Source organism: Burkholderia sp. BKH01 (assembly GCF_025685725.1).
Taxonomy (GTDB): domain Bacteria; phylum Pseudomonadota; class Gammaproteobacteria; order Burkholderiales; family Burkholderiaceae; genus Burkholderia; species Burkholderia pyrrocinia_C.
On sequence record NZ_JAOTQT010000013.1, the window covers coordinates 155,522 to 178,180 of the forward strand.

Here is a 22,659-nt window from a genome sequence, read left to right on the forward strand (position 1 = left end):
TCGGCGCCCGTCAATGCACGAAAAACCGGACCGTCCGTTCGGGCGGCACGAACAGCCTGGCACACCATCAGCGTCGCGGGCATCCGTTGCCCGGCGGCCGGCCGGCTTGCGCTCCGCGCCCATTCGACAGGTGTCCACGCAATAGAACCGGGCCGCCACGGCGAACCGGTCGGGCAAGTTTTTTTCGATTAATAACCAATCTCGATTCAATTACCTGTCGCCTCGATAATTCAACTTTCATAAACCCTGGATGATTTGTCCCGGCTTTCACGATAAAAATTCTCCGGAAAAAATTTCAGCGGAAGGATATGTAAACAACATAATTACCGGTCAATTAATTGTCCCTTTTTAATCCGATCAACCGGTTTCGAACTCGAAAACCGGCGGATGACTATTGGGTGGCGAGGGTGGAATATGCAATGGCGGTCGAGCAGTTTCATCGTATGGGGATGCGTGTTGCTGTTTCCGGGGTGCGGCGCGACGGAGCACGCGGCCGCGGTGCCGTATGCGATCACGGTCGACGTTGCGCCGGACGTCAACCCTGACATGAATCGCAAGCCTTCGCCGATCGTGCTGAAGGTGTTTCAGCTTCGCGCGGCGTCGGCGTTCGACAGCGCGGATTTCTTCTCGCTGCAGGACAAACCCGGGAACGTGCTCGGCGCGGATCTGCTCGACACCGACCGCGTGATCCTGCGGCCGGGCGAATCGCGCACGCTGCACTACCGCGGCAACGTCGAGGCCGGCGCGATCGGCGTCGTCGCCGAATACCGCATGCTCGAAAAGAACCGCTGGCGGCTGACGGTGCCGCTGCCGCGCGCGAAGCAGCTCAACCTCTACAAGTTCTGGCAGACGTCGCCCGGCGAGCTGAAGCTGTCGATCGCGGTCCGGAACGGCGGCATTGCACTGAACGACGCGCAGGGGCGCCCATGACCGAACCGACGATGTCCGCGACGCCGGTCGCGGCCCTCCGCCAGCGCGTGGTGTGGACCGAGGGGATGTTCCTGCGGCCGCAGCATTTCCAGCAGCTCGAACGGCACTGGGAACGCTACGTCGCGCTGCGCTGCCTGCCGCTGCAAGGGTTCTACTGGGGCTTCGATACGCTGGAAATCGATCGCGAGCAGCTCGCGCTCGGCAAGGTTGCGCTACGCGCCGCGTCGGGCGTGATGCGCGACGGTACGCCGTTCGACCTGTCCCATCCGGACGATCTGCCCGAACCGCTCGACGTACCGGCCGACGCGAAGGACCAGCTCGTCGTGCTCGCGCTGCCGCTGTGGCGCGGCGGCGGCGAGGAGGTGTCGTTCGGCGCGGGCGCAGCAAACGGTAGCAATGGCGCAAACGGTGGAAACGCTGGAACCGCTGGAATAGGCAACGCCGACGTCGCACGCTACGTCGTGCGCGAATACGAAGTGGCCGATGCGAACGCGGTCGCGCTCGGCCCCGCGCTGCTGCAGACGGGGCGCCTGAACGTGAGGCTGATGCTCGAAGCCGAGCTGACCGGCGATTGGCACGCGCTCGGCGTCGCACGGGTCGTCGAGCGGCGCACCGACGCGCGGCTGCTCGTCGACGACGGCTACATTCCGCCGCGGCTCGTCGCGCAGCACGATGCAGTGTTGCTGGCGTATGCGCGCGAGCTGCACGGGCTGCTCACGCAGCGCAGCGAGGCGCTCGCGGAACGCCTGTCGGAGCCGGGGCGCGGCGGCGTGTCGGAAGTCGCGGACTTCCTGCTGCTGCAGCTCGTGAATCGCTATCTCGCGCTGACCTGGCATGCGCAGCAGCACGTGTCGACGCATCCGGAAGCGCTGTTCTGCGACTGGCTGAAGCTCGCGTGCGACCTGAGCACGTTCACGGCGGCCGGCCGGCGCCCGCAGTCGCTCGCGGTCTACGTGCACGACGACCTTCGCACGAGCTTCGCGGAACTGATGACCGAACTGCGCCGGTCGCTGTCGACGGTGCTTGAACAGAACGCGATCCAGATCGAGTTGCGCGACGCGGGCAACGGCATCCGCGTCGCGACGCTGGCCGACCCGGCGCTGCGCGACACGGCCGGCTTCGTGCTCGCGGTGCGCGCGGACGTGCCGGCCGACAGCCTGCGCGCGCGCTTTCCCGCGCAGGCCAAGCTCGGGCCCGTCGAGCGGATCCGCGATCTGGTGCAGTTGCAACTGCCGGGCATCACGATGCGACAGTTGCCGGTCGCGCCGCGGCAGATCCCGTATCACGCGGGTCATACGTACTTCGAGATCGACAAGGGCAGCGACCTGTGGAAGCAACTGGCGCGCTCCGGCGGTCTCGCATTTCATTTCGCCGGCGAATTCCCTGGGCTCTCGATGGAGTTCTGGGCAATCCGCGGGTGAGGGCGGGCATCGCGATGAATAGTTCCTCCGATTCGATCGCCACCGGCGCAGGCGCGGGCGGCTTTGTGCCGCCGAATCCGGGCGGCATGCATCCGGCCGCCGCGCCCGGTGCGGCCGGGCCGACGGCCACGCAGCCGCGGCCGGGCCGCTGGGCCGCGAGCGGCACGAATCCGCTCGTCGCGGCCGCGAACCCGTTGCTCAACCTGGTGCCGCAAATCCGCTCGACCGTCCATCATCCGAACCCGGCGTGGCTGCGCGAGCATCTCGTCGTCGAGATCCGCCAGTTCGAGGCGCGCGCGCAGGAAGCCGGCGTGCCGTCCGAGGCAATCATCGGCGCGCGCTACTGCCTGTGCACGGCGCTCGACGAAGCGGCCGCGCTGACGCCGTGGGGCGGCAGCGTGTGGTCGTCGCACAGCCTGCTCGTGTCGTTCCACAACGAGACCTGGGGCGGCGAGAAATTCTTCCACCTGCTCGAACGCCTGTCGCAGCAGCCGCGCCAGCATCTCGACCTGCTCGAGTTGCTGTATTTCTGTCTCGCACTCGGCTTCGAGGGCCGCTATCGCGTGCTCGACAACGGCCACGCGCAACTCGATGCGCTGCGCCACCAGCTCGCGCTGACGATCCGCTCGGTACGCGGTGAATTCGATCCCGCGCTGTCGCCGCACTGGCGCGACGTCGTCACCCGCGACGTCGCGCGCCGTTTCATCGTGCCGCTGTGGGTGTGCGTGGCGCTCGCGCTGCTGATCGGCTTCGGCGTGTTCGTCGGGCTGCGCATCGCGCTTGCCGGGCATTCGGATCAACTGTTCGCGTCGATCGACGCGCTGCACGTGCCGAAGCTGCAGCCCGCGCAGGCGCCGCCGCGCCCGGCGCCCGCGCCGCGCATCGCGAAGTTCCTGGAACCCGAGATCGCGGCCGGCCTCGTGTCGGTGCGCGACGATGCCGATCGCAGCGTGATCGTGCTGCGCGGCGACGGGTTGTTCAAGTCCGGCTCGACGTCGGTGATCGACCGCTACGTGCCGGTGCTCGCGCGCGTCGCCAACGCGCTGAACAAGGTGCCCGGCAACGTGCGCGTGACCGGCTACACCGACGACACGCCCGTGCATACCGCGCGCTTCGCGTCGAACTGGGACCTGTCGCGCGAACGTGCGGAAGCCGTGCGCAGCATGATCGCCGCGCGGCTCGACCATCCGGAGCGGCTCGCGGCGGAAGGGCGCGGCACGCTCGATCCGGTCGCGCCGAACGATTCGCCGGCGAACCGCGCGCTGAACCGGCGCGTCGAGATCACGCTGCTGCCGGCGCCCGGCAGCGCCGCCGCCGGCGCGACGCAGGGGGCCAACTGATATGAACCAGGCTGTCGCGCGTTTCGTCCGGCCGTTGCCGTCACGGGAGATCTGGACCTTCGCCGGTCTCGTCGTGCTCGCGTGCTTCGTGTGGCTCGCGGGCCCGCTGTTCGCGTTCGCCGAGATCCGGCCGCTCGAAAGCGGCTGGGCCCGCGGGCTGACGATCGCGGTGCTGTTCGCCGCGTGGGGTGCGCGCGTCGCGTGGCGAAGCTGGCGTGCCGGCCGCCTCAATGCGCAGTTGCTGAACCAGTTGCGCGAGGCCGTGCCGGGGCCGGCCACCGCCGACGATCCGGCGAAGGCGCAGCTCGACGAGTTGCGCAGCCGTTTCGACGAAGCCGCGACGCTGCTGAAGAAAGTCCGCTTCGGGCAGGCCGATACCGTGCGCAAGGGCCTGCCGCGCTGGTTCGACCGGATGTCGCGCCAGTATCTGTATCAATTGCCGTGGTACGTGTTCATCGGCGCGCCGGGCTCGGGCAAGACGACCGCGCTCGTGAATTCGGGGCTCAGCTTTCCGCTCGCCGAGCAGTTCGGCCGCGCTGCGATTCGCGGCGTGGGCGGCACGCGGCACTGCGACTGGTGGTTCACGAACGACGCGGTATTGATCGACACGGCCGGCCGCTATACGACGCACGAAGGCAACCGCGCGCTCGACGAAGCCGAGTGGAAAGGCTTCGTCGACCTGCTGAAGAAATACCGCACGCGCCAGCCGCTGAACGGCGCGATGCTGACGATCAGCGTGGCCGACCTGCTCGGCGCGTCGGAAGCGGAGCGCACGCAGCACGCAATGGTGCTGCGCAAGCGGCTGCTCGAACTGCGCGCGCAGCTCGGCATCCGTTTTCCCGTGTACCTGCTCGTGACGAAGGCCGACCTGCTCGCGGGCTTTGCCGAGTATTTCAGCAGCTACGGCCGCGCGGAATGCGCGCAGGTGTGGGGCTTCACGTTCCCGCTCGCGCAGAGCGAGGCGCCCGGCTTCGATTTGCGCGCGGCATTCGACCGCGAATACCGGCTGCTGCACCAGCGGCTGAACGACGGGCTGCCCGAACTGCTCGCCGCGCAGACCGATGCGCGCCAGCGCGAGATGACCTACCTGCTGCCTCAGCAGATCGCCGACCTGCAGGACATGCTCGGCCAGTTCGTCGCCGAGGTGTTTTCCGTGTCGAGCTTCGAGCCGATGCCGATGCTGCGCGGCGTCTACCTGACGAGCGGCACACAGGAGGGCACCGCGTTCGACCGCGTGATGAGCGGCATCAAGCGCTTCCTGAAGATCGAGGGCGTGCCGCCGGTCGCGCAGGTCGGTTCGACCGGGCGCAGTTTCTTCCTGAAGTCGCTGCTGCAGGAGCACATCTTCCGCGAAGCCGCGCTCGCCGGCAGCGACCTGCGCTGGCATCAGAAGCGGCGCGTGCTGCAGATCGCCGGTTATGTGCTGCTTGCACTGGTATGCGTGGCCGTGCTGGTCGCGTGGCTGCGCAGCTATTCGAACAATCGCACGTATCTCGACCAGATCGCCGCGCGCGTGCCGGCCGTCGATTCGCAGATCGCCGGTGCGAAGTTCTCCGGCGCGTCCGACATCGCCCGGCTGCTGCCCGTGCTCGATGCGCTCGGCGGGCTCGCGAATGCCGGTGGCGTCGACCTGCAGCATCCGCCGCTCGCGTATCGGTGGGGGCTGTTCCAGGGCGAGAAGATCGACGAGGCCGTCGATTCCGTGTACCGGCGTGCGCTCAACGACGTGCTGCTGCCGATCGCCGCGAGCCGGATGGAGGCCGCGCTGCGCGACGCGCGGCCCGACGAAACCGACTACGCATATGCGGCGCTGAAGGCGTACCTGATGCTGTACGACAGCGCGCACTACGATCCCGCGTTCGTGCAGGCCGTCGTCGATCTGGAGATGGAGCGCTCGCTGCCGCCCGATTTCTCGCCGGCCGAACGTTCCGCGCTGCGCGCGCATCTCGCCGCGCTGTTCGGCAACCGCGTCGCGGTGTCGCCGTATCCGATGAACGAGCGGCTCGTGGCCGACGTGCGCGACCGGCTGCGGCAGGTGCCGTTCTCGCAGCGGCTGTACCGGCAGCTCACGCGCACGCTGCGCCCGGCGACGTCCGCGTTCGACTTCAGCGTCGCACGCGCGGTCGGCCCCGACGCGTCGCTGGTGTTCCGGCGCCAGAGCGGCAAACCGCTGTCGGAAGCAGTGCCGGGCCTCTATACGCGCAACGGCTATCGCAACGTGTTCGCGCCGCGCCTGGCCGGCGAAGTCGAAGCGTACGGGCGCGAGGAAGTGTGGGTGCTGAACCTCGGATTGTCGGAGATCCCCGGACCGAACGACGCGGCCGCGTGGGCGCGCGACATCCGCCAGCTCTACCTGAACGACTACCTGAAGATCTGGGACGACTATCTCGCGGACATCAAGCTGCAACGCACGGCGACGCTCGCGCAGAGCATCCAGGTGGCGCGTGCGCTGTCGTCGGCCGATTCGCCGCTCACACGGCTGATGGTCGCGCTCGCACGCGACACGGCGCTCGGCGATGCGCCGGGCGGGGCCCGCAATCTCGCTGCGCGTGCGCAGGACAAGGTCGACGAGGCGCGCAGTTCGCTGTCGCAGATCTTCGCGGGCCAGGCCAGCGACGCGAATCCGTCCGCGGCGGCGCCCGCGAGCCCCGAGCAGATCGTCGACAGCCACTTCGCCGGCTTGCGTGCGTTCGCGCCGGGCAGCGGCGACCAGGCGCAGGGATTCGACGCGGTGCTGAAGTCGATCGACGCGCTGTACACGTACCTGACGGCCACCGACGACGCGCTGCGCAGCGGCGCGCAACCGCCGCCGTCCGACGCGCCCGCGCGGCTGCGCGCGCAGGCCGGCCGCCTGCCGACGCCGTTCCGCGAAGTGCTCGACGACCTGTCGAACATCGCGAACGGCAGCGTCGCGACCGTCGAGCAGCGCAACGTCGCGCTGCGGGCCGGTGCGAATGTCGGCGACTTCTGCCGGCAGGCGATCGCGGGCCGCTATCCGTTCGCGCGCGGATCGTCGCGCGACGTCGCGCCGGCGGATTTCGCGCAGATGTTCGCGCCGGGCGGCCTGATGGACGATTTCTTCCAGAAGAACCTGCAGTCGATCGTCGATACGACGTCGCACCCGTGGCGCTTCGCGAACCGCAATGCGGACGCCGATCCGGCGGCGGCCGCGATGCTCGCGTCGTTCGAGAAGGCCGCGGTGATCCGCGACGCGTATTTCGGCGGCGGGGCGCGCACCGCGCAGTTGAAGGTGCAGATCCAGCCGCTCGAAATGGACCCGTCGATCACGGAGATGGTGCTCGACGTCGACGGGCAGATCGTCCGCTACGCGCACGGCCCGCTCGTGCAGAGCGCGGTGGACTGGCCGGGCCCGCGCGGCAGCAGCCAGGTGCGGCTGCAAGTGTCGGCGCAGGCCGGCGCGGCCGACGGCTTCACGACCGACGGGCCGTGGGCGCTGCACCGGCTGTTCGACCGCGCGGCCGTGTCGGCCGGGCGCGGCTCGGACCAGATGATTGCGCGCTTCACGGTCGACGGCAAACCGATCGTGCTGCAGGTGAATGCGGGCAGCGTCCGCAACCCGTTCAGGCTGGCCCAGATGGAGTCCTTTACATGCCCTCCGAAGCAATGAGCCCCACACCGCCGCTCACGAGCACGGCCGGCGATGCGCCGGCCTGGTACGGGAAGATTCCCGGCGCCGGCGACTTCGTGAACAGTCGGCTGCCGCATGCGCTCGCGCTCTGGTGGGAACGCTGGCTCCAGCAGGGGATGGCCGCGATGCGCCAGCGCGGCGCGGACGAGATCGAGCGCCATTACACGGTCGCGCCGGTCTGGAATTTCCTGATCCCGACGGGCGCCGGTGCGTCGTGCGTGCAGCCGGGCTGCCTCGCGCCGAGCTGCGACCGTGTGGGGCGCTACTACCCGGTGATCGTCACGCTGCCGATGCGCGCGGCCGATTACTGGAACGGGCTGCCGGACGCCGCCGACGCGTTCTACTGGCAGGTCGGCCATGCGCTGCTCGACGCGATCCGCCATGCGCGCGCGCCGGGCGATCTCGAACGGACGCTGGAACGCGTGCGGCTCGTGCCGGGCGGCGGCAGGTACGCGGAACGCGTCGACGACACGCCGGCGACGCTGCCGGAGCAGCCGGCGCCGGCCGCGTGGCCGGGGCTGTCCGGCTATTTCGACCCACACGGCGGCACCAGCTTCTGGTGGACCAACCGCGCCGACGGATCGCCGCTACGCACGCATGCGCATACAGGCACGCCCGACAACGCGCTGTTCCTGACGCTGTTCGGCGGCGGCTAGCGGCCCGGCCGACGGCCGGCGGGTCGCCGCCGGGAGCGGCGGGCAGAAGGCACACGGTTTCAAGAGGTGGACATGAAGGACGCTGGATCGAGAGACAACGAGTACGACACGGCGACACGCGGCGACGCATCCGAATTCACGGTGCGGCCGCTGCCGCTCGGCCATCGCCTCGGTGAACTGCAGCTCGACGAGGTGCTGGGGATCGGCGGTTTCGGGATCGTCTATCGCGCGTTCGACCGCACGTTGCGGCGCGCGGTCGCGATCAAGGAGTACATGCCGTCGATGCTCGCGACGCGCGGCGGCGACTACACGGTATCGCTGCGTTCCGAGCGGTTCGCGCAGGCGTTCGACGCGGGGCGCGGCGCGTTCCTCAACGAGGCGCGCCTGCTCGCGCAATTCGACCATCCGGGGCTCGTCAAGGTCCTGCACTTTTGGGAAAGCCACGGCACCGCGTACATGGTGATGCCGTTCTACGAGGGGCGCACGCTCAAGCAACTGCTCGACGGCGGCATGCGGATCAGCGAGACGCAACTGCGCAACATCGTCGGCGCGCTGCTCGGCGCGCTCGACACGCTGCATCGCGCGCAGTGCTTCCATCGCGACGTGGCGCTCGACAACGTGCTGATCCGCCCGAACGGCAGCGCGATCCTGCTCGACTTCGGCGCGGCGCGCAAACGGATCGGCGATCTCGTCGACGACGGCGCGATGATGATCAAGCCCGGCTACGCGCCGATCGAGCAGTACACCGACGATCCCGCGTTCAGCCAGGGGCCATGGACCGATCTTTATGCGCTCGGCGCGGTGATGCACGCGATGATTACCGGCGAACTGCCGCCCGCGGCCGTCGTGCGCAGCATCAAGGACACGTACCGGCCACTCGTGTCGCGCGAGTTGCCGGCAGGCGAGGTGTACAGCCCGGCGTTTCTCGCGGCCGTCGATCATGCGCTGCAGTTGCGGATTCCGGATCGGCCGGAATCGGTCGCGGCGTTCGCGGCGGAGCTCGGGTTGCGGGACTTCGACCGGACGGGCGGCGGGTATGGCGCGGGGATCGTGCCGCCGGCGGGTGACGCGGGCAGCGGCGGGAAAGGGAAGGGCGAGGCGTCGGTGGGTTCCACTGCGTCGGGCATCGCGTCGGCTGCTGCTGCTGCGATCGGCGCGGGTGGAACGGCTTCGGGCAAGACTGTGTCGGATGTGCAGTCGTCAACGCCTGAGCGTCACGACGATGTGGCGACACCGACGGACACCGCATCTGCTTCGTCTTCCGTGTCAGGCGCCAAGCCGGAGTCTGGTGCGCCTTCAGCATCGAAGGCGGTTGCGCAGGGCGCCGCGATTGCGGCAACGGGCGCGCCGGCATCGTCGGCCTCGCATGCTTCGCAGCCCGCGGCGAAGCCGGTTGAATCCGGTGCGCCGAACGGAAACGCCGAGCGTGCAAAGGAGCCGCCTGCTGCAAGAACCGATACGCACCACGAAGCAGATACACGATCCACGAGTGCCGACGCAGACATCGGCAAGCGCAGCGTAGCGGATTCCGGGAACGGGAATGCGTACCCGGCCGCCGGCACGACCGCTCCGCATCCCGCCGCAGCGGCATCGGCACCAAGCCGGGCATCCGCGCCGACCGGCACCCAACGCAGCCCGATACTCGACGGATCGCGCAGCCGCCGCATACCGTTCTACGTCGGCGGAGCGCTCGTCGCGCTGATCGCCGTCGGCCTCGCCGCGAGCTATCTGTCGCGCCCCGCGCGCGTCGCCGACGAGGCCGCACCGGGCGCGAGCCAGCCGCAGGCCGGCACGTCGTCGCCCGCCAGCACGCCGGATGCCACGCTGGCCCAGCGCGGGCCGACGCCGACCGTCGTGCCGCCGTCGAGCCTGCCGGCCGGATCGTCGGCGCAGGTTCCGCCGCCGCCCGTCGTCGCCGCGCCGGCCAGCACACCGGCCGTCGACGCCGCCGCAACCGCACCGCAGGTCGCGACCACCGTCACGAACCCGCCGCCGGCGCAAGCCGGCTCCCGTTCCGCCATCGCACCAGCCGGCAGCCTCGACGCGTCGGAACGCGTCGTCAACGTGCCGCCGTCGGAAGCGGCCGCGTCACCGGCGACGACGCCAGCCCCGGCACCGAAGCCGCCGCCGGAAGCCGATACGGCCGTCGCCGCCGTGAACGTGCTGCCGGCCGAGCAGCGCCCGCCGAAGACGCAGGAAACGGTCCAGGTGCGCTTCAACGTGCGGCCGTGGGGCGACGTGTACGTGAACGGCGCGCGGCGCGGCGCGAGCCCGCCGCTGCGTTCGGTGTCGCTGACGCCGGGCGTCTACCAGATCGAGATCCGCAACGGCTCGCTGCCGCCGTTGCACCGCACCGTGGCGATCGACTTCGGCAGCAAACCGGTCAACATCGACTATGCATTCGAATGACGTCAGCGAGGCGGCACTCGCCGCCGCCGTGCTTTCCCCGGGGTCGCCTGGCCTGCCGGCGGCGTCGCCGCGCGCCGACCTGATCGCCCGGCTGCTCGCGGACATCGCGCCCGATGCGCCGTGCGGCGCGAACCTCGAATACGACGCCGAGTACCTGCAGTTGCAGGAGCGCGCGACGCCGCGCGCCGAGCAGCAGTACGGCGACACCGTGATCCCGGCCGAGGCGCCCGACTGGGGTGCGGTCGAGCGGCTGGCGCTGGCGTTGTCCTCGCGCACGAAGGACTTGCGCGTCGTCGCGTATCTCGCGCGCAGCTGGATCGAGCAACACGGCCTGCCCGGTTATGCGGACGCGCTCGCGATCGTCGCGAACCTGCTCGAGCGCCGCTGGGACGAGCTGCATCCACGGCTCGACGCGGACGGCGAACCGGACCCGACGCCGCGGACGAACGCGCTCGCCGACGTGGCCGGCGCGCACGACTGCGCACGTGCGGCGCGCCGCCAACCGCTGTTCGACGGCGGCCCGAGCGTGCGCGATGCCGAACGGCTGCTCGACGGCCGCGACGAAGCCGGTGGTCGCGCAAGCCTGATTGCCGCGCTGTCGGCGGTGCGCGGCGATGGCACGACGCCGCTCGACGCCGCGCGCGCCGCGTTGCAAGCACTGGATACGATCCGCGCGTGCGTGACCGACAAGCTCGGCCGCGAATGGGCACCCGATGCGGGCGATGCGGAGAAGGCGTTGCAGCGGATCGTGCGCGAAGTGCCGGTGCCCGAATCGCCACCGGGCGCGTCGGACGATCCGGGTTCCACGCCGCAGGCCTCATCCCGCGACGCATCGCAGGCCGGCGTCACACCCGTCGCGCCCGCAGCGATGCCGAACGCGCACGCATGGCGCGATGCCGAGGTAACGAGCCGCGACGACGTACGGCTCGGCCTCGACAAGATGTGCCGCTATTTCGAGCTGCACGAGCCGAGCCATCCGGCGCCGCTGCTGCTGCGGCGCGCGCAGCGGCTGCTCGCGCTCGACTTCTACGAAATCATCCGCGATCTCGCGCCGGAGAGCCTGCCGAAACTGGACCTGCTGAGCGGCGAGCGAAGCGAATGAAACGAACCGAATGAAGGACGCCGTCACACGGGCGGCGGCAACGTACTGCGCAACCTGATCGACCTGATCGAAGTGAAGGAGTGGACGATGACTGACAGAACCAAGGCAGCGGGCAGCGGACAGAAGTTCATCGCGCGCAATCGGGCGCCGCGCGTGCAGATCGAATACGACGTCGAAACCTACGGCGCCGAGCGCAAGGTGCAGTTGCCGTTCGTGATGGGCGTGATTTCGGACCTGGCGGGCAAGCGCGCCGAGCCGCTGCCGGACCTGCCGGAGCGCAAGTTCCTCGAGATCGACGTCGACAACTTCGACGAGCGGATGAAGTCGGTCGCACCGCGCGTCGCGTTCCAGGTGCCGAACACGCTGACGGGCGAAGGGATGCTCAACGTCGACATGACGTTCGAGCAGATCGACGATTTCTCGCCAGCCGCGATCGCGCGCAACGTCGACGCGCTGCGCCGGCTGCTGGAAGCGCGCACCGAGCTGTCGAACCTGCTGTCGTATATGGACGGCAAGCACGGCGCCGAACAGTTGATCGAGCGCGCGATCAACGATCCCGACTTGCTGAAGACGCTCGTGCGCAATCCGCACGAATCCGCGCAGCGCGGCGATGCGACCCAACCGGAGGCCCGCGATGAATGACCCCGTCCAAACCCGCGCCGAAACGCGCGGCGCCGCGCAGCCGGCCGTCGAGCACGACGAGTTCGCCGCGCTGCTGCAAAAGGAATTCAAGCCGAAGACTGCCGAGGCGCGCGAATCGGTCGAGCGCGCGGTGCGCACGCTCGCGCAGCAGGCGCTCGAACATACGGTCGGCATGACGACCGACGCATACGGCAGCGTGAAGCAGATCATCGCGGAAATCGACCGGAAGCTGTCCGACCAGATCAACCAGATCCTGCACCACGAGGATTTCCAGACGCTCGAAGGCGCGTGGCGCGGCCTGCATTACCTCGTCACGCACACCGAGACCGACGAGCTGCTGAAGATCAAGGCGCTGCCGGCGTCGCGCAACGAGGTCGCGCGGATGCTGAAGCGCTACAAGGGCGTCGCGTGGGATCAAAGCCCGCTGTTCCGCAAGATCTACGAGGAGGAATACGGGCAGTTCGGCGGCGAGCCGTTCGGCTGCCTCGTCGGCGATTTCCATTTCAACCACAGCCCGCCCGACGTCGAGATGCTCGGCGAGCTGTCGAAGATCGCGGCGGCCGCGCACGCGCCATTTATCGCCGGTGCGTCGCCGGAGCTGATGCAGATGGATTCGTGGCAGGAGCTGTCGAACCCGCGCGATCTGACGAAGATTTTCCAGAACACCGAATACGCGGCGTGGCGCAGCCTGCGGCAGTCGGAGGATTCGCGCTACGTCGGCCTCGCGATGCCGCGTTTTCTCGCGCGGCTGCCGTACGGGGCGCGCACCAATCCGGTCGACGAATTCGACTTCGAGGAAGACACCGACTCCGCGAACCACGACCGCTACACGTGGGCGAATTCGGCATACGCGATGGCCGCGAACATCAACCGCTCGTTCAAGCAGTACGGCTGGTGTTCGTCGATCCGCGGCGTCGAATCGGGCGGGGCGGTCGAAGGGCTGCCGAGCCACACGTTCCCGACCGACGACGGCGGCGTCGACCAGAAATGCCCGACCGAGATCGCGATCAGCGACCGCCGCGAGGCCGAGCTCGCGAAGAACGGCTTCATGCCGTTCGTACACCGGAAGAACTCGGATTTCGCGGCGTTCATCGGCGCGCAGTCGCTGTACCAGCCGGCCGAATACCACGATCCCGACGCAACCGCGAACGCACGGCTGTCCGGCCGCCTGCCGTACCTGTTCGCGTGCTGCCGCTTCGCGCACTACCTGAAGTGCATCGTGCGCGACAAGATCGGCTCGTTCCGCGAGCGCGACGACATGGAGCGCTGGCTGAACGACTGGATCATGAACTACGTCGACGGCGACCCCGTGAACTCGTCGCAGGAAACCAAGGCGCGCAAGCCGCTAGCGGCCGCGCAGGTGGTCGTCGACGAGGTCGAGGACAACCCCGGCTACTACACGTCGAAATTCTTCCTGCGACCGCACTACCAGCTCGAAGGGCTCACCGTATCGTTGCGGCTCATTTCGCGGTTGCCGACCGCGAAGGCGGCGAACGAATGAGCGGAAAAACGAGCGGCAACCGACATTCAACACGGCATTCAACCTGACCTCGAACCGAAACGGAGACGGCAATGGGCGTAGCAATGTTTATGAAGGTGGACGGCGTGACCGGCGAATCGGCGGACGCGCAGCACAAGGGCTGGACCGACATCCAGTCGTTCACGTGGGGCGCGAGCCAGCCGGGCGCGATGGCGAGCGGCAGCGGCGGCAACGCGGGCAAGGCGAGCTTCAACGATCTCGTCGTTTCCGCATACATGGACAAGGGCGCGCCCGCGATCATCAAGAACTGCGCGAACGGCAAGCACCTGTCGTCGGTCGAGATTTCGGCGTGCAAGACGGGCGGCACGCAGGTCGAATTCATGCGCGTGACGCTGCAGGAGGTGCTCGTCACGTCCGCGCAGGTCGCGGGCATCGATCCGGGCGACGTCGCCGACCGGCTGATGATGCATTACGGCTTCCAGGCCGCGAAGGTGAAGAAGCAGTACTGGCAGCAGAACGACAACGGCGGCAAGGGCGCCGAGGTGACGGTCGGCTGGAACATCAAGGAAAACACCGAGATGTGATGGGTCGAGCACGCACGGAGACAACGATGGACGACCCGCGAACCCGCGACGGCAGCGACGGCCGGGAAGGCAGCCTGCGCGACCGGTTGCAGCCCGCGTTGCTCGACCGGCTCACCGACGACGCGCCGCAGCGCGCGGCCGAAGCGCCCGGCGCGCAATGGATCGGCACCGAGCGGCTGCGCGCCGCCGTGCTGCGCGATCTCGCGTGGCTGCTCAACACGCGCAACGCCGAGGACGGTTTCGTCGACTGGTCGGCATTCGCGCACGCGCAGGCGTCGGTGCTCAACTACGGGATGCGGCCGCTCGTCGGCAAGCCGATGTCGGGCGTCGAGCGGATGTCGGTCGAGGCGTCGATCCGCGACGCGATCGTGCGCTTCGAGCCGCGCATCGCACCCGACAGCGTCGAGGTGCGCAGCGTGCTCGACGCGCCGGGCGGCCGGGCCGGCGAACGGCGCCACAACGTGCTGCTATTCGAGATCCGCGGCACGCTGTGGTCGATCCCGCATCCGCTCGAATTCGTGCTGCGCTCCGACCTCGATCTGGAAACGGGCGCGATGTCGCTGCAATCCGTGGCGGGGGCCTGACGCAATGGATACGCGCCTGCTCGACTACTACAACCGCGAACTCGCGTACCTGCGCGAGCTCGGCGGCGAATTCGCGCAGCAGTTCCCGAAGGTCGCCGCGCGGCTGCGGCTGCACGAATCGGGGCCGCCCGACCCGTACGTCGAGCGGCTGCTCGAGGGCTTCAGCTTCCTCACCGCGCGCGTACAGCTGAAGATGGACGCGGAATTCCCGCGCTTCACGCAGGCGCTGCTCGATGCCGTGTATCCCGGCTATATCGCGCCGCTGCCGTCGATGGCAATCGTCCGGTTCGCGCCGATGATGAACGAAGGCAGCCTCGCACAGGGCTGGCGGCTGCCGGCCGGCACCGCGCTGCGCGCGCGGCCGGCCGCGTCCGAGCAGACTGCGTGCGAATTCCGCACCGCGCACGACCTGACGCTGTGGCCGCTCGAACTGACCGATGCGACCGTCACCGGCGCGCCGTCGTGGCTGCCGCGCGGCGCCGTCGCGGCGCGGCAGGACGTGCGCGGCGCGCTGCGCATCCGGCTGAAGGCGCGCGGCGGTGCGAAGCTGTCGCAACTGCCGCTCGACCGGCTGACGTTCCATCTCGCGGGCCCCGAGCGCGACGCGCTGCACCTGCTCGAACTGATCGCCGCGCATGCGCTCGGCGTCGTGTGCCACGACCCCGGGCAGCCGCCGCGCTGGCTGCACACGCTCGACGCGGACGCGATCGTCCACGAGGGTTTCGATCCGGCGCAAGCGATCCTGCCTGACGACGGCCGCAGCTTCCACGGCTACCGGCTGCTGCGCGAGTATTTCGCGTTTCCCGCCCGCTTCCTGTTCTTCAGCATCGGCGGGCTGCGTGCCGCGCTCGCGCGCGCGACCGGCGACGAGTGCGAGCTGACCGTGCTGTTCGATCGCCACGACGCGGCGCTCGAAGCGGCCGTCGACGCGCGCCACCTCGCGCTGAACTGCACGCCGGCCGTGAACCTGTTCGCGCGCCGCGCCGACCGCATTGCGCTGCAGCCGGGCGCGCGCGAGCATCATGTCGTCGTCGACCGCAGCCGGCCGCTCGACTACGAGGTCTATGCAGTGCAGCGGCTCGCGAGCGAGCAGCGCGACGACGGCCAGTCGCGCGAATTCCGGCCGTTTCACGCGTCGTTCGCCAGCGATGACGGCAACCACGGCGCGTACTACACGGTGCGGCGCGAGCCGCGGCTGGTGTCCGCGCAGGCGCGCGCGAACGGCACGCGCACCGGCTATGTCGGCAGCGAGACCTACGTGTCGCTCGTCGACAGCCAGTGCGCGCCGTACGACGAAACGATGCGCTACCTGTCCGCCGATACGCTGTGCACGAACCGCGATCTCGTGCTGCTGCAGCCGCCCGGCGACGCGAACACGTTCACGCTGCGCGTGTCGGCCCCGGTCGAGCGCATCGTCGCGATCCGCGGCCCGTCGCGGCCGCGCCCGCCGATCGCCGACGCGCAAACCGCGTGGCGGTTGATACGCCATCTCGGCCTGGCACGCCACACGCTGACCGATCTCGACGACGACGAGGGCGCGCATGCGCTGCGCGAACTGCTCGGCCTGCATGCCGACCCGGCCGACGCCGCGATGCGCCGGCAGATCGACGGCGTACAGCGCGTCGCGTTCTCGCCGGTGTTCCGCCGGCTGCCGGCGCTCGGGCCGCTGATGTTCGGGCGCGGCGTACAGGTCGACGTGACCGTCGACGACCATGCGTTCTCCGGCGACAGCCCGTTCCTGCTCGGCGCGGTGCTCGAACAGTTCTTCGCGCGCCATGTGTCGATCAACGCATTCGCCGAATGCGTGCTGACCAGCGTGCAGCGCGGCACGCTCGCGCACTGGCCCGCGCGCATCGGCAGGCGGCCCGTGATATGAAACGCGACACGACTCCCGGCGTGCAGCCGACCGCCGCCGACGGCCGCCGCGACGCGTGGTGGGCACGCTTGCGGGCCGCGCCGCATGGCTACGACCTGTTCCAGGCGCTGCGCTGGCTCGACGCGCTGTCGCCCGGCCGCGCGCCGCTCGGCCATGCCGCGCGGCCGCGCGACGAGCCGGTGCGGCTCGGGCAGCAGCCGTCGCTCGCATTCGCGGCGTCGATGCTGGCCGGCGTGCACGAGAACGGCACCGCGCCGCCGCGCATCGCGATCTACGGTTTCGGGTTGTTCGGGCCGAACGGGCCGCTGCCGACGCACCTGACCGAATACGCGTACGAGCGCGCGGCGCAGCACGACGACCCGACCTTTGCCGCGTTCGCGGACCTGTTCCATCACCGGCTGATCCTGCTGTTCTACCGTGCGTGGGCCGACGCGCAGCCGACGGTGAGCCTCGATCGCCCCGAGCGCGCACGGTTCGACGGCTATATCGCGAGCCTGATCGGGCGCGCGGCGCACGGCGACAGACCGGCCGCGCAAGCCGGTGCTGCGGCCACGGCAACCGCCGACACGCTCGCGCCGCATGCACGTTATTTCCATGCCGGCCATCTCGTGCGGCACACACGCAACCCGGAAGGGCTCGTGCAGATCCTGCGCCGGCATTTCGGCGTCGATGCACGCATCGTCGAGCACGTGCCGCAGTGGGTCGCGATCGAGCGCTCGCAGCGCTGCACGATCCGCGCGACGCGGCCGACGTTGCGTATCGGCGCCGTCGCGCTCGGCGTCGCGGTGCGCGATGCGCAGTCGCGTTTCCGGATCGTGCTCGGCCCGCTGTCGCTCGACGCCTACCGCGGCTTCCTGCCGGGCGGCCCGCATGCGCGGCAGCTTGCGCAATGGGTGCGCGAATACGTCGGCATCGAGTTCGATTGGGATGTGCAGCTCGAACTGGCGGCCGACGCGGTGCCGGCGATCGCGCTCGGCGCGCGGCAGGGGATCGGCCGCACCGCGTGGCTCGGGCAGCGGCTCGAACCGGGCCCCGCGCGCGACCTCGTCGTCCGCTACGACGTGCGCCGCGCCGGTGCAACCCTTCATCGCGAAACCGCCTAAACGGGAGCCGTCATGTCCGATATCGGCCGCGTCAATCTTTTCGGAAAACTGAATCCGTTCCTCTACGAGACGCTCGAGCAGGCGACCGGGTTCTGCCGGCTGCGCGGCAATCCGTATGTCGAGCTCGCGCACTGGTTCAAGCAGATCCTGCAGCGGCCCGACGGGGACCTGCAGCGCGTGCTGCGCCGCTTCGACATCGACGAGGCCGCGATCGACCGCGCGCTGGTCACCGCGCTCGACCGGCTGCCGCGCGGCGCGGGCTCGGTGTCGGACCTGTCCGTGCACATCGACGACGCGGTCGAACGCGCGTGGGTCTATGCGACGCTGAAGTACGACGCGACACGCATTCGCGGCGCGGTGCTGTTGTTAGCGATCCTGAAGACGCCGCAGTTGCGCAACGTGCTGATGGGCATCACGCGCGAATTCGAGCGCATCGTGCCTGACGTGCTCGCCGACGAACTCGAATCGATCGTCGAAGGCTCGCCCGAGGCGCAACCGGCCGCACATTCTTCGCAGGCCGGCCTCGGCGGCGACGCGGCGGTGCGAGGCGCGACCGCTGCCGAAGGCTCGGCGCTCGCGCGCTTCGCTGTCGACCTGACCGCGCGCGCGCGGGCCGGCGAGATCGACCCCGTCGTCGGGCGCGACGCCGAGATCCGCCAGATCGTCGACATCCTGCTGCGGCGCCGCCAGAACAACCCGCTGCTGGTCGGCGAGGCCGGCGTCGGCAAGACGGCCGTCGCGGAAGGCTTCGCGCTGCGGATCGCCGCCGGCGACGTGCCGCCGTCGCTGCGCGACGTCGCGCTGTACCTGCTCGACATCGGGCTGCTGCAGGCCGGCGCGAGCGTGAAGGGCGAGTTCGAGAGCCGGCTGCGCGGCGTGATCGACGAAGCGATGTCGTCCGAGCGGCCGGCGATCCTGTTCATCGACGAAGTGCATACGCTCGTCGGCGCGGGCGGGGCGGCCGGCACCGGCGACGCCGCGAACCTGCTGAAGCCCGCGCTCGCGCGTGGCCTGCTGCGCACAATCGGCGCGACCACGTGGTCCGAGTACAAGCAATACATCGAGAAGGACCCCGCGCTGACGCGACGCTTCCAGCTCGTGCACGTGCACGAGCCGGAAGAAGCGGCCGCGTTGACCATGCTGCGCGGCCTCGCCGCGAAGCTCGAGGCCCATCACCGCGTGCTCGTGCTCGACGACGCGCTGCTGGCCGCCGTCACGCTGTCGCACCGGTACATCCCCGCCCGGCAGTTGCCGGACAAGGCGATCAGCCTGCTCGATACGGCCTGCGCGCGCGTCGCCGTCAGCCAGCACGCGGTGCCCGCGCCGATCGAGGACGCACGCCGCCGCATCGACAGCCTGCGCGTCGAACAGGAGCGGATCGGCCGCGAATGCGCGCTCGGTACCGGCGACGCCGCGCGGCGCGACGCGATCGAGTCGGACATCGCCGCCGCGCAAGGCGCGCTCGACCAGCTCGACGTGCGCTGGCAAACCGAACGGAACGCATTGGCGGCGATCGTCGAATCGCGCACCGCGTTGCTCGACGACGATCCGTCGCGCGAACTCGCCGCCGTCACGCGCGCCGATATCCAGGCGCACCTCGCGACCGCGCAGCAGGCGCTGGCCGACGTGCAGGGTGACACGCCGCTCGTGCTGCCCGCCGTCGACACGCACGCGGTGGCGGCCGTGGTCGCCGACTGGACCGGGATTCCGCTCGGCCGGATGGTGCGCGACGAGACACAGGCCGTGCTGAAGCTCGCCGATACGCTCGGCGAACGCGTCGTCGGCCAGCGGGATGCGGTCGAACTGATCGCGCAGCGGATCCAGACCGCACGCGCGAAGCTCGACGATCCGACCAAGCCGCACGGCGTGTTCCTGCTGTGCGGGCCGTCCGGCGTCGGCAAGACCGAAACCGCGCTCGCGCTGGCCGACACGCTGTACGGCGGCGAGCGCAACGCGATCACGATCAACATGAGCGAGTTCCAGGAAGCGCATACCGTGTCGACGCTGAAGGGTGCGCCGCCCGGTTATGTCGGCTACGGGCAGGGCGGCGTACTCACCGAGGCCGTGCGCCGCCGGCCATACAGCGTCGTGCTGCTCGACGAGATCGAGAAGGCGCACCGCGACGTGCACGAGATTTTCTTCCAGGTGTTCGACAAGGGCTGGATGGAGGACGGCGAGGGCCGCGACATCGATTTCCGGCACACCGTGATCCTGCTGACGTCGAACGTCGGCGCCGATCGCGTGATGCAGCTCTGCCGCGATCCCGAGCGCCTGCCCGACGTGCAGACGCTTGCCGATGCGCTGCGCGCGCCGCTGCTCGACGTGTTCCCGGCCGCGCTGCTTGGCCGGCTGACCGTCGTGCCGTATTACCCGCTCACCGATGCGACGCTCGCGCGGATCGTCGCATTGCAGTTGCGGCGGATCGAGAAGCGGATCGACGCGCATCACGGCATCCGGCTGCGCTGCACCGACGCGGCGACCGCGCTGATCGTCGAGCGGTGCCGGACGATCGAATCCGGCGGCCGGATGGTCGACGCGATCCTCACGCACACCGTGATGCCGCGCATCAGCCGAGCGATCCTGCAAGCCACGCTCGAGGGCCGCACGCTGGCGTCGATCGAGGTCAGCGCGGCCGACGGCGAATTCGCTTACCGGTTCGACGAGGAGGCAACGACGTGAATCGCGTATTCACCCTCGACAGCCCGCACGGCGACGACCTGAAATTCCACACGCTCGACGGCAGCGACGAACTCGGCCGGCTGTTCGAATTCCGGGTCGAGGCGCTGGCGGACAGTCACAGCCTGTCGCTGAAGGACATGCTCGGCAAGGCCGTGACGGTCCGCATCGAACAGCAGGACCAGTCGACGCGCTACCTGAACGGGATCGTTGCGCGCGCATCGCTTGCCGGCCGGCGTGCCGAGCGGTACTACGGCTACGAGCTGGTCGTGCGCCCGTGGCTGTGGCTCGCGACGCGCCGCTCCGATTGCCGGATCTTCCAGAACAAGACCGTGCCGGAGATCGTGCAGGAGGTGCTGTCGACGTATGGCTTTCCGATCGAGAACCATCTCGCGGAATCGTATGTGCCGCGCGAGTATTGCGTTCAGTACAACGAGACAGATGCCGCGTTCGTGTCGCGGTTGATGGAGTTCGAGGGCATCTATTACTGGTTCCGGCATGCCGAGGACACGCATACGCTGATGCTGAGCGACGCGATGTCATCGCACACGGCGCTGCCCGGCTACGAAACGATTCCGTATATCGCGCGTGACCGCACCGCGATCGCCGACGAGGAACACATCGACGGCTGGCTGCCCGCGCAGGAGGTGAGTGTCGGCAAGCACCAGACCACCGACTACGACTATACGAAGCCGCGCGCCGATCTTTCGTCGCAGAAGGTCGATCCGCGTGGTCATGATCACGACAGCTTCGCGTCGTTCGAATGGCCGGGTGGTTATCGCGACGATGCGCCCGGTGCGCATTACAGCCGTGTGCGGCTCGAGGAACAGCAGGCCGAACACGAGCGGGCGAGCGCCGATACGGATGTGCGCGGCGCGGCGCCTGGGTATTTGTTCACGCTTGCGCATTGTCCGCGTGCCGACCAGAACCGCGAGTACCTGATCGTGCGGTGTCTGTACCGCTTTCAGGAGAACGCTTATGCGAGCGACCAGAGCGCGGAGGCTGTCGTGCATCAGACGATGATGCTCGTGCAGCCGTCGAGTTTGCCTTATCGGTCGCCGCGTGAGACGCCGAGGCCGCGGACCAACGGGCCGCAGACGGCGACCGTCGTCGGGCCGCCGGGCGAGGAAATCTGGACCGATCAGTATGGGCGCGTGAAGCTGCAGTTCCGCTGGGATCGGTACGGGCAAAGCAATCAGGATTCGTCGTGCTGGGTGCGGGTGTCGAGTCCTTGGGCCGGGGGCGGGTTCGGGGGCGTGCAGATTCCGCGTGTGGGCGATGAGGTCGTGGTCGATTTCCTGAACGGCGATCCGGATGAGCCGATCGTGACGGGGCGGGTTTACAACGGCGAGAAGATGCCGCCGTGGGGGCTGCCGGGGAGTGCGACGCAGAGCGGAATGCTGTCGAGATCATCGCCGGGCGGGACAACCGACCATGCGAATGCGTTCCGGTTCGAGGACAAGAAGGGCGCCGAGCAGCTTTGGATGCATGCGGAAAGGAACTTCGATGCGGAGACGGAGGCCGATCATTCGCTTTCTGTCGGGCACGATCACACGCATACGGTCGGGAACGACGAGACGATGCAGGTGAAGAACAACCGGCAGAGGAGCGTCGGGCAGAACGAGACGGTGAATATCGGGAAGAACCGGGTCGCGCAGATCGGGGTGGATGAGACGCATGGGGTTGGCGGGAACCGGACGCGAACGGTCGGGAAGAAGGAGACCGTGACGATCGCGTCGGATCGCGAGGCGACGATCGGCGGCAGCCACACGGAGTCGGTCACGCATGCCAAGACCGAAACGATCGGCGAAGGCAAGACGCTGAACGTCGGACAGATGTACCAGACGACGTCGCAGGACATGAAGACGCTGGTCGCGTCGGCGCATACCGAGGAAATCGGCACGCGGACCTCGACGATCGCCAAAGCCCATACGCACACGGTCGGCGGCGAACACACCGTCAACGTCGGGGCGAACCATACGACGAACGTACAGCATCAGGTGACCGTCAACGCCGGCGATCAGCTTTCGCTCGTCTGCGGGAATTCGAGCATCGTGATGAAGAGCGACGGCACGATCACGATCCAGGGCGTCAACGTCGCATCGAGCGGCACGGAAAGCCACAGCGTGAACAGCAAGAAGGTAACGTCGTCTGCCTCGGTCGAGCATACGGTCGAAGGGACGATCCTGAAACTGAATCCGTGACGG

The 22,659-nt window shown here is 68.9% G+C and carries 15 protein-coding genes; all 15 read left to right on the forward strand.

The genetic code is table 11. The features are described 5' to 3' along the window. The first annotated feature begins 414 nt into the window (after positions 1 to 414). Complete coding sequence (gene tssJ, locus OEJ37_RS20240; protein WP_175917992.1) at positions 415 to 930, forward strand: type VI secretion system lipoprotein TssJ; 516 nt, start codon at positions 415 to 417, stop codon at positions 928 to 930. After that, positions 927 to 2,351, forward strand: coding sequence for a type VI secretion system baseplate subunit TssK (tssK, locus tag OEJ37_RS20245; protein WP_263345229.1), 1,425 nt, complete (start codon positions 927 to 929; stop codon positions 2,349 to 2,351). The genes tssJ and tssK overlap by 4 nt, the downstream gene beginning before the upstream one ends. A gap of 14 nt (positions 2,352 to 2,365) precedes the next feature. Then, positions 2,366 to 3,691: a DotU family type VI secretion system protein gene (locus tag OEJ37_RS20250; protein WP_263345230.1), complete on the forward strand. Its 1,326-nt coding sequence runs from the start codon at positions 2,366 to 2,368 to the stop codon at positions 3,689 to 3,691. Between the two features lies 1 nt (position 3,692). Next, positions 3,693 to 7,319: a type VI secretion system membrane subunit TssM gene (gene tssM, locus OEJ37_RS20255; protein WP_175917995.1), complete on the forward strand. Its 3,627-nt coding sequence runs from the start codon at positions 3,693 to 3,695 to the stop codon at positions 7,317 to 7,319. Next, positions 7,301 to 7,996, forward strand: a complete 696-nt coding sequence (tagF, locus tag OEJ37_RS20260) for a type VI secretion system-associated protein TagF (protein WP_263345232.1) — start codon at positions 7,301 to 7,303, stop codon at positions 7,994 to 7,996. Before tssM ends, tagF begins: the two co-directional genes overlap by 19 nt. A 72-nt stretch (positions 7,997 to 8,068) precedes the next feature. Next, positions 8,069 to 10,405, forward strand: a complete 2,337-nt coding sequence (locus tag OEJ37_RS20265; RefSeq protein WP_263345233.1) for a serine/threonine-protein kinase — start codon at positions 8,069 to 8,071, stop codon at positions 10,403 to 10,405. Beyond that, positions 10,392 to 11,507: a type VI secretion system protein TssA gene (gene tssA, locus OEJ37_RS20270; RefSeq protein ID WP_263345234.1), complete on the forward strand. Its 1,116-nt coding sequence runs from the start codon at positions 10,392 to 10,394 to the stop codon at positions 11,505 to 11,507. Before OEJ37_RS20265 ends, tssA begins: the two co-directional genes overlap by 14 nt. An 87-nt stretch (positions 11,508 to 11,594) precedes the next feature. Continuing rightward, positions 11,595 to 12,149: a type VI secretion system contractile sheath small subunit gene (gene tssB / locus OEJ37_RS20275; RefSeq protein ID WP_034179510.1), complete on the forward strand. Its 555-nt coding sequence runs from the start codon at positions 11,595 to 11,597 to the stop codon at positions 12,147 to 12,149. Continuing rightward, the gene (gene tssC / locus OEJ37_RS20280; RefSeq protein WP_174418109.1) at positions 12,142 to 13,650 is read left to right on the forward strand and encodes a type VI secretion system contractile sheath large subunit; all 1,509 of its coding nucleotides are present in this window, start codon (positions 12,142 to 12,144) and stop codon (positions 13,648 to 13,650) included. Before tssB ends, tssC begins: the two co-directional genes overlap by 8 nt. 71 nt (positions 13,651 to 13,721) lie before the next feature. Next, positions 13,722 to 14,213, forward strand: coding sequence for an Hcp family type VI secretion system effector (locus OEJ37_RS20285; RefSeq protein ID WP_152865349.1), 492 nt, complete (start codon positions 13,722 to 13,724; stop codon positions 14,211 to 14,213). A gap of 26 nt (positions 14,214 to 14,239) precedes the next feature. Next, positions 14,240 to 14,797, forward strand: a complete 558-nt coding sequence (gene tssE / locus OEJ37_RS20290; RefSeq protein WP_263345235.1) for a type VI secretion system baseplate subunit TssE — start codon at positions 14,240 to 14,242, stop codon at positions 14,795 to 14,797. 4 nt (positions 14,798 to 14,801) lie between these two features. Then, positions 14,802 to 16,673 carry a type VI secretion system baseplate subunit TssF gene (tssF, locus tag OEJ37_RS20295; protein ID WP_174418111.1) on the forward strand — a complete coding sequence of 624 codons (1,872 nt, stop codon included), beginning with the start codon at positions 14,802 to 14,804 and terminating at the stop codon, positions 16,671 to 16,673. Continuing rightward, on the forward strand, positions 16,670 to 17,776 hold the full coding sequence (tssG, locus tag OEJ37_RS20300) for a type VI secretion system baseplate subunit TssG (RefSeq protein WP_263345237.1): 1,107 nt from the start codon (positions 16,670 to 16,672) through the stop codon (positions 17,774 to 17,776). The genes tssF and tssG overlap by 4 nt, the downstream gene beginning before the upstream one ends. A 12-nt stretch (positions 17,777 to 17,788) precedes the next feature. Then, on the forward strand, positions 17,789 to 20,455 hold the full coding sequence (tssH, locus tag OEJ37_RS20305; RefSeq protein ID WP_263345238.1) for a type VI secretion system ATPase TssH: 2,667 nt from the start codon (positions 17,789 to 17,791) through the stop codon (positions 20,453 to 20,455). Next, on the forward strand, positions 20,452 to 22,656 hold the full coding sequence (gene tssI, locus OEJ37_RS20310) for a type VI secretion system tip protein TssI/VgrG (protein WP_263345239.1): 2,205 nt from the start codon (positions 20,452 to 20,454) through the stop codon (positions 22,654 to 22,656). The genes tssH and tssI overlap by 4 nt, the downstream gene beginning before the upstream one ends. Positions 22,657 to 22,659 lie beyond the last annotated feature (3 nt).